Genomic DNA, 12799 nt, shown 5'->3' on the forward strand with positions numbered 1-12799 from the left:
ATGCCGACAGAAAGGGTTCGCTCCGGGACGTTGCCCCGGCCTTTATGGTTGTCGTTCGGAATACCGCCTTTCGGGCCTCTTCGTATGGGTTTCTGCCCGCAGAGAGCTTTCCTCCAACCCGATTAGACATCGCGCCACCTCCTTCGAACTACGAAGGCGACCGCATCACATATCAAAGAGCTCGAGAAGACGAAAATTAACGGGTGGGCTCACCTTGCATCCACCCTCAAAAACGCCATCCTCGCAAATATTAAGGCTACAAACTCGTTTTCAAATGAACGCGATGGATTTCATTTATGACTAAAGCTGCCATAGTGATCGCGAGAGCGGTCATCTCCGCACTGGGTTGACCGCCGGCAGAGGCCGCCTTGGCGCTCGCTCGGAGCGCCAGCTGAGATCTCGCATAGTGCAACGAGGACCAAGGGTCTTTTTGGGTGTCCTCCAAAGTCTTCTTCAGCCCCTCGCTCCAGACCGACGGCTCCCCATGGTAATCTGGGCACGACACTATCAAGGTTCCGCACAGGCCGGCGAGCACGATATCGAACGCGGCGGCGCAATCATCTGCGCTGAGCCCGGCGTCCCTCAGGATATACAACAGCCGGTCTGCAAACTCAGGTGCTAGAATCGGCGCTTCTGTTATGAACGGGGTCGCCAGCCGAACTGATGCAGGTTCGGCCGCGGCTCTTGCAAGAGCGGTCTGAAACAACCCCTGCAACCGTTCGCGCCACTTGTCTCCCGGCGCATGCGGGCCAAGCAATGACGCCATGAAGTGTTTGGCGAGTTCACGCTCGAGCGTCGTATCTGTTCGTCTGAGCTTTTCACCAATCGAGCCGTACGCGACCCCGAGCTCCTCGGCGACAAGTTTGACGTTAAGCTCACCAGAACCGCGCGTGACAACTGCCCGCGCCGCTTGGACGATCTTTTCCATCGTGATGCCGGCGCGTTCGCCGGCGCGCCTTTTTGGGGGCGGGGGCTTTGCCGCTACCGCCTTAAGGGCGGCAAGAGCCTCGCGCGCCGATTTGTTGTAAATCGTCGTCATCATAAATCTAAGTCTGATGGATAAAAATCCACACGTCAATGTTCTAAATTAAATTATATTATTTTAGCTGTCGCGACGTGGTTCACGGTGGCGGTTTCAGCCGGGCCCCCATTAAGAATTCCCTGTTCCGGTGATAAGAATTCCCTGCTCGCGCCGAAAGCCCTTCCCTGCCCCGCGCTAATTCTTCCCTGCGTCACGCGTCGATGTGGAGACCGGTTCGGGGGTGACTGCGTCCACCACCAATCACTCCCTGAAAACTCCCGGTTTGAACGCCCGCGGCGATGTCTCCGGACTGTCCGCGACTTAGCTCCGCCCGCTTGGCCTGAGCGCGTCTCTGCAGCCTCCGATTCGAGACCTATGGGCCTTCCGGCCGCGCCTGTCTCCGCCGCCGCAAGGCCATGTCGTACGTGACGGTTGATGGCGCCATCGCCAGAAGCTTCTCAGCGGACGAGCGGACGCAGAAAACCGCCGGGTTGTTGGGCCGGCGGCTTCATCGATTCGGGGTGGAAAAGAATCGCTGCTTCAGCGCTCGGGCTGCTCGAGTCCGATCGTTCGCCACTGCTCGGACCAGAGCATCGGCGCATCCGCCAGCATGCTCGCGGTGACGCCGCGCGGCAGCCGGCCCTCCGCGATGGCCGTGACGATGTCAGGGGCGAGGAAGGCGTAGCCGATCATCCGCTCCAAATGCCGCTTCGTGCAGCCATGGCGCTGCGCCAGTTGATCGAGGTCGAGCGCGGAGGAGCGGCTGAGCTCCCCGATCCATTGCCGGCCGAGCGCGATCCACCGCAGCAGAACCGCACGCGCCTCCGCCTTCATCGGACGGGCCGCGGCGTCGGACGTTGCGAGGATCTGCCGGCCGCTCGTGCGGCGCGGCGACGGCAGTCGAATCACGTCGCCGTCGGCGAGCGTGAGCTCGATCTCGTCGATGGAGATCGTCGCGCGGCTCAGATGCTCCGCGACCAGCGCTGTGTCGTCGAGGCCCGAGATGTCCCTCAGTCGCAGGACGGCGAGAATCGCCTGTTCGATCTGCTGCGCCGAGATGCGCTTCACCGATCCCGCCTCGGCTCCCCTCCCCTGCGCGATCACCGACGAGACGTAGTAGCGGTAGACCACGCCCTTCCGGTTCGTCGCGCTCGGCGTCATCGGATGCCCCCGATCGTCGAACAGCTTTGTCATCAGCAGCGCGCCCGAGGCCGCTCGACTGGTTCTCTGGCCGCTGCGGTTGGCGGCGATTCTCGCCTGCACCGCCTCGAACAGTTTTGCATCCACGATCGCCGGATGCTCGCCGGGGTAACTGCGCCCCTTGTGGTTGATCTTCCCGAGGTAGACCCGGTTCGCCAGCAGATGCGCGAGAGGTCCGTTGGTAAGCGGCACGCCGCCGGCCGTGGCGCCGGATGCGAGAGTGCGGATGCGCGTGACGACGCCCTGCTCCCTGAGCTCTCGCTGCAGCGCCGAAAGCGACCCGAGCGCCAGGTAGCGCCCGAAGATCAGCCGGACGGTCGCGGCCTCCTTCTCATCGATCTGGAGCTTCTTCGCCTCGACGCGGTAGCCAAGCGGCACGACGCCGCCGACCCAGATGCCCCGCTTCTTCGACGCCGCTATCTTGTCGCGGATGCGTTCGCCCGTAACCTCGCGCTCGAACTGCGCGAACGACAGGAGCATATTGAGCGTGAGCCGACCCATGCTGGTCGTCGTGTTGAAGGACTGAGTCACCGACACGAACGACACGCCGCTGGCGTCGAAGAGCTCAACGAGCTTGGCGAAGTCCGCAAGCGACCGCGTCAGGCGGTCGACCTTGTAGACGACGATGACGTCGACCCCGCGCGACCGAACCAGTTCCAGCAGCCGCTGCAACGCCGGACGCTCCATAGAGCCGCCGGAGAAGCCTCCGTCCGAGAACACGCCGTTCCGGACCAGCTTCCACCCCTCCCCGGCCTGGCTGCGCACGTAGGCCTCCGCCGCCTCACGCTGGGCGTCGAGAGAATTGAAGTCCTGCTCCAGCCGATGGTCGGTCGAGACGCGGGTGTAGACCGCACATCGGCGGGTGGTCGGGGCAGGACGGCTCACGCCGCCCTCCCCTTGTCGCGGAGCCCGAAGAAACGGGGACCGTTCCAGCGCACGCCAGTGATGGCGCGCGCGACCTCCGACAGGCTGCGGTAGGTCCCGCCGTTCCAGGCGTAGCCATCCTTCAGCGCCATCACGCGGTGGGTCACGCCCTCCCACTCACGCACCAGCACGCCTCCCCCACCGATCCGCTCGCGATCGGGCAGCGGGACGGCCGCCGCGGTCGGGCTTAAGGCGACACGATCGAGGAAGCGCGCCGTCTTGGCGTCGAGATCGCCCAGCGCGTCGGCCTGCACGCGATACGCCAGCATCCGCAGCAGCAGGCCCTTCGACACGCCCACTGGCGCGGTCCTGCCCGTGACGCTTCGCCATCGCGCCTGCAGCACGGCGATGTCGAGGTCGCCCAGCCGGGCGACCTCGACATCGATGCGAGCCATCGCCTGAGGCGCCATTACGCGGCCGCACCCGCGATCTCGGCGGCAAGGCCGACACCGTCACCTGCGGCAAGGCGGTCGTGGACGCATTGTCGTGACGCCGTGCTAAGTAGCGCCGGAGCCGACAAGCGGTTCAAGGGCAGCCGAGCATTCTGTTCGCGGCAACTCAACTCCCTCCGGCGGCGCCAAGCCTCAGCAACTGCAAGTGACCCGTTGGAAAAGACCGCTCTTGGACGACCCCAGCTTCCTCGCTCAGGTGATTTGTCTCGTCGTGGAAACAGCTCGGGCGTTTGCGCGGCCGGCCCTCCGAGAGGCCCTCAAGCGCCGTGCTTTGCGAACAGGTCCTTAAACCGCGACGGCTGGCAGCGCAGATACTGGTCGGCGGCGCGCACCTGTCCGCCGAGTTCGGCCGCCGCGTGCCATGGCCAGCGCGGATCGTAGAGGATGGTGCGGGCGAGCGCGATCATGTCGGCGTCGCCAGTCGCGACGATCGCCTCGGCCTGCTCGTAGCCGGTGATCAGCCCGACGGCGACCACAGGGATCGCGACCTCCGCCTTCACCGCGCGCGCGAGCGGCACCTGGTAGCTCGGCGAAAGCGGGATCTTCTGGGCCGGATGCAGCCCGCCGCTTGAGACATGGATCGCGTCGCAGCCGCGCGCCTCAAGCGCCTTGGAGAACGCGATCGTCTGCTCCGCGTCCCAGCCGCCATCGACCCAGTCCGTGCCCGACACGCGCACGGTCACCGGGCGCTCCGGCGGGAACGCCGCCCGCACTACGTCGAACAGCTCAAGCGGGAACCGCATGCGGTTCTCGAGCGACCCGCCATACGCGTCGTCACGCCGGTTGGAGAGCGGCGACAGGAACTGGTGGATCAGATAGCCGTGCGCGCCGTGGAGTTGGACGGCGTCGACGCCGAGCCGGCCCGCACGGGCGGCCGCCGCGGCAAAGGCGTCCCTGACTTTCTTCAGCCCGTCGGCGTCGAGCGCCCGGGGCGGCGTGTCGCCGTCGGCGAAGGGAACCGCGGACGGCGCTTCGGTCCGCCAGCCGTTCGGGGACGTCGGCGCGATGTGATGCCCGCCCAGCCAGGGCTTCTCGGTCGAGGCCTTGCGGCCGGCATGGGCGAGTTGCACTGCGATCGGCATGTCGGACCAGCCCCGCACGGCGTCGAGCGTCTTGCCCATCGCGGCCTCGGTGGCGTCATCGTAGAGCCCGACGTCGCCATAGGTGATGCGGCCCTCGGGGAGCACGGCGGTGGCCTCGACGGTCAGCAACGCGGCGCCCGACAGCGCGAGTTGGCCGAGATGGATGAGGTGCCAGTCCGTCATGCGGCCGTCCTCCGCCGAATACTGGCACATCGGCGCGATCACGATCCGGTTCTCGAGTTCGAGCTTGCCGACGGAAATCGGCGTGAAAAGCTGAGGCTGGGCCAAAGGCGGGTTCCTGTTGTGGCGGACCGGCGCGAGCGTCTGTCCTTTGAAACGACTGAGACTGCCGGAGCAGATAGGGGCTATCTGGATCATGGTCGAGCCGCGCGCACATGGCTGACCCTGCAGCCCGGCGCGGCGCCGCGTTCGAGGAGGGTGATGCTATGAGGCTTCTGATCCTGGGCGCGACCGGGCTGGTCGGCCGCCAAGCGCTTGATCTCGCGCTCGCCGATCCGCGTATTGACGCGGTGACGGCTCCCGTCCGCCGGCCCTTGCCCGACCATCCGAAGCTCACGACGCCGCACGTGGATTACGACCGCCTGCCGGTCGACGCTCCGTTCTGGACGACGGACGCGGTCGTCTGCGCGCTTGGAACCACTATGCGGACGGCAGGCTCCCGGGAGGCCTTCCGCCGCGTCGATCACGGCTATCCCATGGCCGTCGCGCGCCTGACGCGCGCTGCGGGCGCAAAGGCCTTCGCGCTGAACTCGGCGCTTGGAGCCGACGCCGCGTCCCGCCTCTTCTACAGCCGTGTGAAGGGCGAGCTCGAGCAGGATCTCTCAAGGCTCGGCTTCCCGTCGCTGACCTTTGTGCGCCCGGGCCTGATCGGCGGCCCGCGCGAAGAGAGTCGTCCGCTCGAGCGCATCGCATCTATTGTCTTGGGAGCGCTCGGACCTGCGCTGCCGCGCGGCTGGCGGATCAACCCTGCGTCCAACATCGCGGCCGCACTGATCGAAGCGGCGGTCGCTGGCGTCCCGGGCGTCCGCGTGGTGTCGGCGGAAGACTTGGCGTGAGGTCGCGGTCACTGCGGCTCAGCGTCGACACGACGTTGCGCCGAAGTCGGAGGACCCCCGAGGCGTCGGGCGGGTTTTCCGTCGATCCACACGCGCGGCCAAAGTCGACGTCATCGCTGCTATGCGCAGGATTGGCTGCCGGGACCGACGACGGCGCTCGGCCAGCGATCGTTCGTGCCAAGGATGAGAATCAGCGGGTATCGGTCGCGGGCGTTTCCTGACGCCCGTCAATGCCGGACCGGCGCCGGTTCGGTACAAAGCCCTACAGATCGGTGGCCCAACGGGCTGCCAGCCGGCTGCGACCGTGCTGTGTCCATCTGGTTCCGGAGACGACGGGGGATTCATGCTGGTCCGAGTCAGAGCCAGCGCGCTGCTGCGACGACACCCGGCCTGCCGGGGCGTGGCAAGGAGACCCAGATGTCCGACTCGACCGCTAACCGACAGCCGGAGGCATCTGCCGAGATCCTATTGGTCGCCTGTCCGATAGACGCGTCAGTGAACCGCGTCCCCCGCGCAAAACTCGACCGCAGCCCGAAATGCGGGAAGTGTCATGCCCCTCTCTTCGCGGGCAAGGTCGTCGAGCTCACCGGCGCGACCTTCGATTCGCACGCGCTCAAGAGCGACCTGCCGATCGTGATCGACTTCTGGGCGGAATGGTGCGGTCCATGCCGAACGATGACTCCCAATTTCGAGACGGCGGCGCCGCGGCTGGAGCCGCGGGTGCGGCTCGGCAAACTCGACACCGAGGCGGAGCCCGCCATCGCGGGGCGCTACGGGATTCGCAGCATTCCGAGCATAATCATGATCAGGAAAGGCCAGGAGATGGCTCGCACATCGGGCGCGATGCCGACGTCGGCGATCGTCGAGTGGGTCGAGCAGGCGCTGAAGCGGGCCTGACGGCTCCGTTGCGCAGCTCCCGACAGTAAGGAAAGGCGGCAAGGGACCGCGCCGGGTCAACCGGCGGGCGACGCTGCAAAGCAGCATGCGTCGAGGGCGCCCCTCTGCCTGCCAGCAAATCCTTGGCGGCCCGGTCGTCGACCGGTTGGCGGCGGCCCGCCCTGACGAACGTCAAGGCCAAGCCTGCAGATAGCGTGCATGTTTGGCCGTTCAGCAGGGGAGGCGCGCAATAGCGACCATTCATCGGCTAGAGAAGATGTTTCGGCGGGCGGGCGATCTCGATCTCGACAAGAGCGATCTCGAACGGCTCGAGAATTTCGTTCGTCGGAAGGTCCAGGACCTTGTCGTCCGTGGCGAGGCGAACGCCAAGGCTAACAGCCGCGACGTGGTCGAGCCTTGGGATCTTCCAATCACCAAGGGGCTCCAAGAGACGATCCATCGGTTCCGGCTGATCAACGCGGAGCTGCAGCTCACGGATTACCTGGGCGGGCTTATAGGGTCGCCGCCAAGCGATCTGGCGATCGGCGACGAAACCCAGGCACGGTTCTTCGAAATCGCCGGAGGACTGTGCCTCGCCCTCGCGGAAACCTTCAAGATCAAAGACCAGGATCTGAACAATCCGACGACGAAGGATTGGGAACGGGCGTACCGCCTGTTCGACCTGCTGCTCTAGGGGCCCGTTGCCCCTGCTTCATGCAGATCGCCCGAAAGCGCTCGCCTGCACAAGTGGATAGACACCCGTAACGAGCCGTTTCAATGCGCATGTCGCAGCATACCGGACGATAGGGCAAAGCCGGCAGACGGCTGAATTCGCGTTCGCTCCGATGCTCTAGCGTGCAGTGGCCGCTTCGAGAGGGGCGTCACCCGCCTTTACCCAAACGCGGAAGCACGTCGCTGCCGATCTCATCAAGCACCTCGGCCGCATGGCGCCGGCCATATTTGAGGTTGAGGATGACGTGATTGACGCCGGCGCCGGCGAGTTCATTCAGGAAGTCGATCATGAAGTTGCGGCCGGCTCGAAAGCCGAGATGAATTGGCCGAGGCGGCTCGGCCGGCCCGTCGGCCAAGTCGACATAGAGCGACTGCACGAAGGGCTTGAACACACCAGGGGACTTGACCTCCACCGCTGCGCGCCATTTCGCGACCAGCTCCGCCTGCCGCGCGAGGTCGCGTGGATAGGTGATCCAGCCATCCGCATGCTCGGCGATCCACTCAAAGCTCTGGCGGCTCGAACCGGTGATCAGGATCGGCAGGCGAGAGACGGGCTTGGGCACAAGGTCCGCCGTTCCCATCAAGGCGCCATAGCTCGACTGGACGCGTGGAAATTCCTCCATGAGCACCTTGCGTATCGCCGACAGGTTATCGCGAAAGAGGACGTCGCGCTGGTCCCAGTCGACTCCGAACGCCGGAAATTCAACGGGGCGATCGCCGGAAGCGACGCCGAGGACGAATCGCCCGCCTGTGAGTTGGTCGACCGATGCGGACGCCTTCGCGGTATGGAGCGGGTGGCGCAAGGGGAGAATGATCGATCCGGTCGCAAGCGCGATCGTCGAGGTTTGCGCCGCGATCCAGCTCAGCCACACCCAAGGATCGTAGATCTGGCCCAGATCTCCGAAACTCGGATCTCGCAGAGGCACGTCTCGTGTCCAGAGACCGGCAAAGCCGAGTTCCTCGGCGCGCCGGGCAAGCCGCGGCTGATCGCGCATGCTGGGCTTGTCCCGCTCGAAAGCCTCGATAGGGAAGAACAGTCCGAGCGATAGCCGGCCAGGCGAGAACATGCGCCGGAAGCCGGCGGAATCGCTGATGGACGCAGCTTTATTGGCTTTCAGCATCATGACTCATTCTGGACGAGGGCCGCATCGGCGCCATGACAATCGTCAGTTGTTTAAGGACGAGAGAGGAAGCTGTGACGTCGTCCTCGAGCGAGGTCAGCAGGTTCTGGACGATCGACACGCGATAGCCGCGTGCAGGCAGCGTCGATACGGGCGTCTCTCCCGTTGAAGAAGTCAGGCGTCCCTCGACATCGGCCTCGTTCTCTTCGCTGGCGTAGTCCCGTTGCAGAGACCTCGACTATCTAGCAATCGAACGGGCCGTGCGACTAAACTCCTAACACCGCTTCTGGTCCGAGGTAGTTGAACATGCAAGCGCAGGACGCCGCCAGCAAGGATTTGCTAGCGTTCTTAGCGCTGGTAGATTTGACCGCCGGCCTTGTCGGCGTGCCACATCCTCGAAAAGGGCGGACGCCGTTATGGGTTTGATCGTCGCCGCGGGTCTCATCGGATTCGTCGCCGGGCTTCGCGCTATGACGGCGCCGGCCGCCGGCAGCTGGGCCGCGCATCTCGGCTGGGTCGACGTCTCCGGCTCCTGGCTCGCCTTCATGGGCTACGCATGGACGCCTTATGTCTTCACGGCGCTGGCGCTGGAGGGGATCAAAGGCGAGCAGGTTGTCTTCGCGATGGCTCAGATCACGGCGACCCGCGGCGCCCCAAAGACCATCCGGGTCGACAACGGTCCGGAGTTCGTCTCTAAGGCGCTCGACCGCTGGGCCTACGAAAACGGCGTCACGCTCGACTTCTCGCGGCCCGGCAAGCCGACCGACAACGCCTTGGTCGAGAGCTTCAACGGCAAGTTCCGCGCGGAGTGCCTCGACGCCCATTGGTTCTTGTCGCTGGACGACGCCCGGGCCAAGATTGAGGCGTGGCGGCGGGGGACTACAACGAGAGCCGGCCTCACACGTCCCTGGGCTGGCTGACGCCCAACGAATTTGCCTCATTGGCCGGGGTTAACCCCGGCCAATGAGGTGGTCCTGACCCTCAGAACTGGTCCGGTTTGAGCGCGATTTTTTCGGGCATCCTGATCCCTGCAGGAGGGGGATGCCATGAAACGCAAACGGTATTCGGACGAGCAGATCGCCTTCGCCCTGAGGCAGGCTGAGAACGGCACGTTGGTCGAAGAGATCTGCCGCAAGCTCGGCGTCTCGGAGGCGACGTTCTACCGGTGGAAGAAGCAGTTCGCCGGCATGGGCGTCGTCGAGATCCGGAGGCTGAAGCAGCTCGAGGAGGAGAACGCCAAGCTGAAGCGCCTGGTCGCCGATCTCTCGCTCGACAAGTCGATGCTTCAAGACGTGCTGAGAAAAAAGTTCTGAGGCCCGTCATGCGTCGCGATCTCGTTGCTCATCTTCGAGCGGCCTACGACATCAGCGAGCGGCGGGCCTGCGTCGCCACCGGCTTCGAACGGTCGTCGCAACGCTACCGGTCGAAGCGTGATCCTCAGACAGCCCTGCGGATCCGGTTGAAGGACCTGGCCGCGGTTCGAGTCCGCTACGGCTATCGCCGCCTTCACGTCCTGCTACGCCGGGAGGGCTGGGCGGTGAACCACAAGCGTGTCTACAGGCTCTACAGCGAAGAAGGGCTGTCGATCCGCACAAAGCTGCCCCGACGAAAGCGGGCCTGGCGCTACCGGATCGGACGCCCGGATATCACGGAGCCGAACGACGTCTGGGCGATGGACTTCATGTCCGACGCGCTCTTCGACGGCCGGCCGTTCCGGCTGCTGACCATCTTGGACTGCTGTTCGCGCGAGGGGCTCGCAACGGTTCCAAGAGCGAACTTCAGAGCCTTCCACGTCGTGGAGGTTCTCGACCGGCTCGCAGTCGAACGCGGGCCGAGCCGAAGACGATCAGGGTCGACAACGGACCGGAGTTCGCTGGCCGGTTGCTCGACCAGTGGGCCTACCTCAACGGCGTCGAGCTCGACTTCTCAAGGCCTGGAACGCCGACCGACAACGCCTTCATCGAAGCGTTTAACGCCCGCATCCGGGCCGAATGCCTCAACGCAAGCTGGTTCCTGTCGCTACCCGACGCCCGTGACCGGATCGAAGCCTGGAGGATCGACTACAACACCGAACGACCCCACTCGGCCTTGGGCACTTGACGCCCAACGCCTTCGCTCACCAAGCTCAATACGCCCGAAAGGTCGCATCCTGCCCGGACCAGAGTCCGGGGCAAGACCAGAGGCCCGGAGTCTCACATTCAGACCGGATACAAATCCGGGGGACCCTCACTGGCCATCCATCGCCCTGCCAATCCGGTCGAATTCCAGGAAGTAGCAGAACAGGGAGAAAAGCATGGCGAGCAGCAGCGCTCCGCGCGCCGCCATGCCGAAGACCTCCGGCGAGCTCGTGAGCGCGGGAGTTGCCTAAACGAGACAAGTGAAAAGAACGCTGCGGCGAAGACAAAACTCAGACGATTCAGAAATAGGAACGCGTGGGTCAGGAGAATGTTTTTCGGCATGATAGGCATCGGCGCCCAACGCAGGCGAGACCAGTAGGCCGCGTGAAAGACCGTCAACGCCGCCGCCATCCCGATTACGCGGTGCGGCGGCAACTCGACGGCGCGTCCGAGACTGTCGGCGATCGCGACGAAAGCCGGCAACGCTAGATACACCAGCGCGCACACGGCGGCGGTCTGAATGGCGAACAGCGAGCAGAACCGTCGCGCAGTCCGCTCCGCGGGCGTGGCATAGCCTTCGATCGGTCCTGTCATTCCGACTCCCGGCTTGAGCGAGCCAGAAGCGAGCGTCTCATCTCGCAGCGAGTTCGGCGACGGAGAATGCGGCGATTTCCGCGCCGTCGGCTCGATGGATGCAGGCGGCGCCCACGTTGCTGTTGTTGGAGCTCAAAGCCGTCATCACGTCGCGGAAGGTCAGCCCGAAGGCCATCAGCCGCGCCGAGCGTCATGGATATCTCCTTACTGCAGTAAGAAGGGTCCGTGGCCGACGCGTGCGCCATTGGCGACGACGAGCATGTCCGCAATTGAAGTCAGCTTTTCGCGCGGCTTGCCGTTCTCGCTGCCGATCTGCCGCTCGGCGGCGTCGATCCTCTTCCAGCCGTTGAAATCGACGGCGTGCGTTTTTCGTTTCTCGAGCAGCGACGCCAGCGCCCGTCGGCCGACCTTGCCAGGGGAAGGGCGTACAATGTCGGCTAGAAGGCTCTCGATCGTTTCGAGGCTGCAAGCGCGGTTTACGCCGATGACGCCGGAGGGCCCACGCTTGATCCAGCCCGCGACATAGACGCCTGGAACAGGCGCGCCGGTTTCCAGCACGCGGCCACGGTCATGCGGAATCGCGCCGGAGCGCGCGTCGAATGGCAGCCCCTCGGTCATCACGCCCCTGTACCCGACGCTCCGGAACACAGCGGCGGCGGCGATCGCAGCGGTTTCCCCGGTGGGAGTCGCGACCTGCGCAAACGGTTCGCCCGTCAGGCTGCAGCGCTCGAAGATCACGCTCTCGACGCGTCCTTGGCCCTCGATCGCGGCGGGATTTAAGTTGAACCGCAGATGAATCGTTTTTCGCTTCTGCCCGGCCGCTCGCGCCTGAAACGTTTTGAGAATCTTGAAACTTTGCGCCGCACTCTGCCCTCGTGGATCGCTCAGCTCCGCCTCACATGCCGCGCCAAGCACGAGATCTGCAGGTTCGAGCGCTACCTCGGCTTCTGTGAGGAGGCCGAGCTCCCGTAACTCCTTCGCGGTCCATTTCGCCTGCGCGGGACCCCGCCTGCCGACGAGATGAATGTCGCGGATATGGCTCTCCGCCAGGGCCTCAAGTGCGTGGGCGCTAATGTCCGTCTGACGCAGTTCGTCGGCGGATTTGGACAGAAGACGACAGACGTCGATCGCGACGTTGCCCTGGCCAAGGATTACCGCGGCGTCGCCGGACAGATCGAACGTCCGATCGCGAAAATCGGGATGCCCGTTGTACCATGCGACAAATTCCGTCGCCGACCAGCTTCCGGCCAGATCCTCGCCGGGAACGCCGAGCTTCCGATCGGCCGATGCGCCGCTGGCGACGACGACGGCGTCGTAGAGCTCTCGAAGCTCGTCGACCGCCACGTCGCTGCCGAGCGTCACGTTGCCGAAGAAGGCGAAGCGTTCGTGGCTCGCGATCTCGGTGAAATTCTGGCAGACCTGCTTGAGCTTGGGATGGTCCGGCGCGACCCCGAACCTCACGAGGCCGAACGGCGTCGGCAGGCGCTCGATAAGATCGACTTCCGCGCCTGCGGCGAGCAACGCCTCTGCGGCGTAGAAGCCGCTCGGACCACTGCCGACGACAGCGACCTTCAGTGGTCCAGACGGGTTCATGCGCGGCCTCC

At 64.9% G+C, this 12799-nt stretch carries 11 protein-coding genes and 2 pseudogenes; 5 read left to right on the plus strand and 8 right to left on the minus strand.

Annotation, left to right across the window (positions count from 1 at the left end):
• Positions 1-256: 256 nt before the first annotated feature.
• From K244_RS0110560 to K244_RS0110575, 4 genes are all read right to left on the minus strand, one after another.
• Positions 257-1042: a hypothetical protein gene (locus tag K244_RS0110560; protein ID WP_155931686.1), complete on the minus strand. Its 786-nt coding sequence runs from the start codon at positions 1040-1042 to the stop codon at positions 257-259.
• 519 nt (positions 1043-1561) lie between these two features.
• Entirely contained in the window at positions 1562-3106 is a 1545-nt protein-coding gene (locus K244_RS0110565; protein WP_020186235.1) for a recombinase family protein, read from the minus strand.
• Positions 3103-3555, minus strand: a complete 453-nt coding sequence (locus K244_RS0110570; protein ID WP_020186236.1) for a DUF2924 domain-containing protein — start codon at positions 3553-3555, stop codon at positions 3103-3105. Before K244_RS0110570 ends, K244_RS0110565 begins: the two co-directional genes overlap by 4 nt.
• A gap of 299 nt (positions 3556-3854) precedes the next feature.
• Positions 3855-4967 (minus strand): NADH:flavin oxidoreductase/NADH oxidase, encoded by a 1113-nt coding sequence (locus tag K244_RS0110575; protein WP_020186237.1) that lies wholly within the window; start codon positions 4965-4967, stop codon positions 3855-3857.
• Positions 4968-5125: 158 nt separating this feature from the next.
• On the opposite strand from K244_RS0110575, the gene K244_RS0110580 reads away from it, so the two are divergent.
• From K244_RS0110580 to K244_RS0110590, 3 genes are all read left to right on the plus strand, one after another.
• Positions 5126-5755 carry an NAD(P)H-binding protein gene (locus K244_RS0110580; RefSeq protein ID WP_020186238.1) on the plus strand — a complete coding sequence of 210 codons (630 nt, stop codon included), beginning with the start codon at positions 5126-5128 and terminating at the stop codon, positions 5753-5755.
• A gap of 417 nt (positions 5756-6172) precedes the next feature.
• Entirely contained in the window at positions 6173-6652 is a 480-nt protein-coding gene (gene trxC, locus K244_RS0110585; RefSeq protein WP_051460016.1) for a thioredoxin TrxC, read from the plus strand.
• Positions 6653-6854: 202 nt separating this feature from the next.
• Entirely contained in the window at positions 6855-7325 is a 471-nt protein-coding gene (locus K244_RS0110590; protein ID WP_197027159.1) for a DUF1931 family protein, read from the plus strand.
• Positions 7326-7512: 187 nt separating this feature from the next.
• Here K244_RS0110590 and K244_RS0110595 read toward each other — a convergent pair whose 3' ends face one another.
• Positions 7513-8487 (minus strand): LLM class oxidoreductase, encoded by a 975-nt coding sequence (locus K244_RS0110595; protein ID WP_020186241.1) that lies wholly within the window; start codon positions 8485-8487, stop codon positions 7513-7515.
• Between the two features lie 641 nt (positions 8488-9128).
• Between K244_RS0110595 and K244_RS24145 the strand changes: the two are divergent.
• Both K244_RS24145 and K244_RS21805 read left to right on the plus strand, forming a co-directional pair.
• Positions 9129-9451 (plus strand): annotated as a pseudogene (locus K244_RS24145) (integrase core domain-containing protein); the annotation flags it as partial.
• Positions 9452-9530: 79 nt separating this feature from the next.
• Positions 9531-10578, plus strand: a pseudogene (locus K244_RS21805) (IS3 family transposase); the annotation flags it as partial.
• A 104-nt stretch (positions 10579-10682) separates the two neighbouring features.
• Here the strand turns inward: K244_RS21805 and K244_RS23585 are convergent.
• The 3 genes from K244_RS23585 to K244_RS0110625 are packed head-to-tail and all read right to left on the minus strand — an operon-like array spanning position 10683 to position 12788.
• The gene (locus tag K244_RS23585) at positions 10683-11195 is read right to left on the minus strand and encodes a hypothetical protein (RefSeq protein WP_155931688.1); all 513 of its coding nucleotides are present in this window, start codon (positions 11193-11195) and stop codon (positions 10683-10685) included.
• A 37-nt stretch (positions 11196-11232) separates the two neighbouring features.
• Entirely contained in the window at positions 11233-11370 is a 138-nt protein-coding gene (locus K244_RS23590; protein ID WP_020186244.1) for a hypothetical protein, read from the minus strand.
• A gap of 29 nt (positions 11371-11399) precedes the next feature.
• Positions 11400-12788 (minus strand): FAD-dependent oxidoreductase, encoded by a 1389-nt coding sequence (locus tag K244_RS0110625; protein WP_020186245.1) that lies wholly within the window; start codon positions 12786-12788, stop codon positions 11400-11402.
• Positions 12789-12799 lie beyond the last annotated feature (11 nt).

The organism is Methylopila sp. 73B (genome assembly GCF_000526315.1).
In the GTDB taxonomy this organism is placed as follows: domain Bacteria; phylum Pseudomonadota; class Alphaproteobacteria; order Rhizobiales; family Methylopilaceae; genus Methylopila.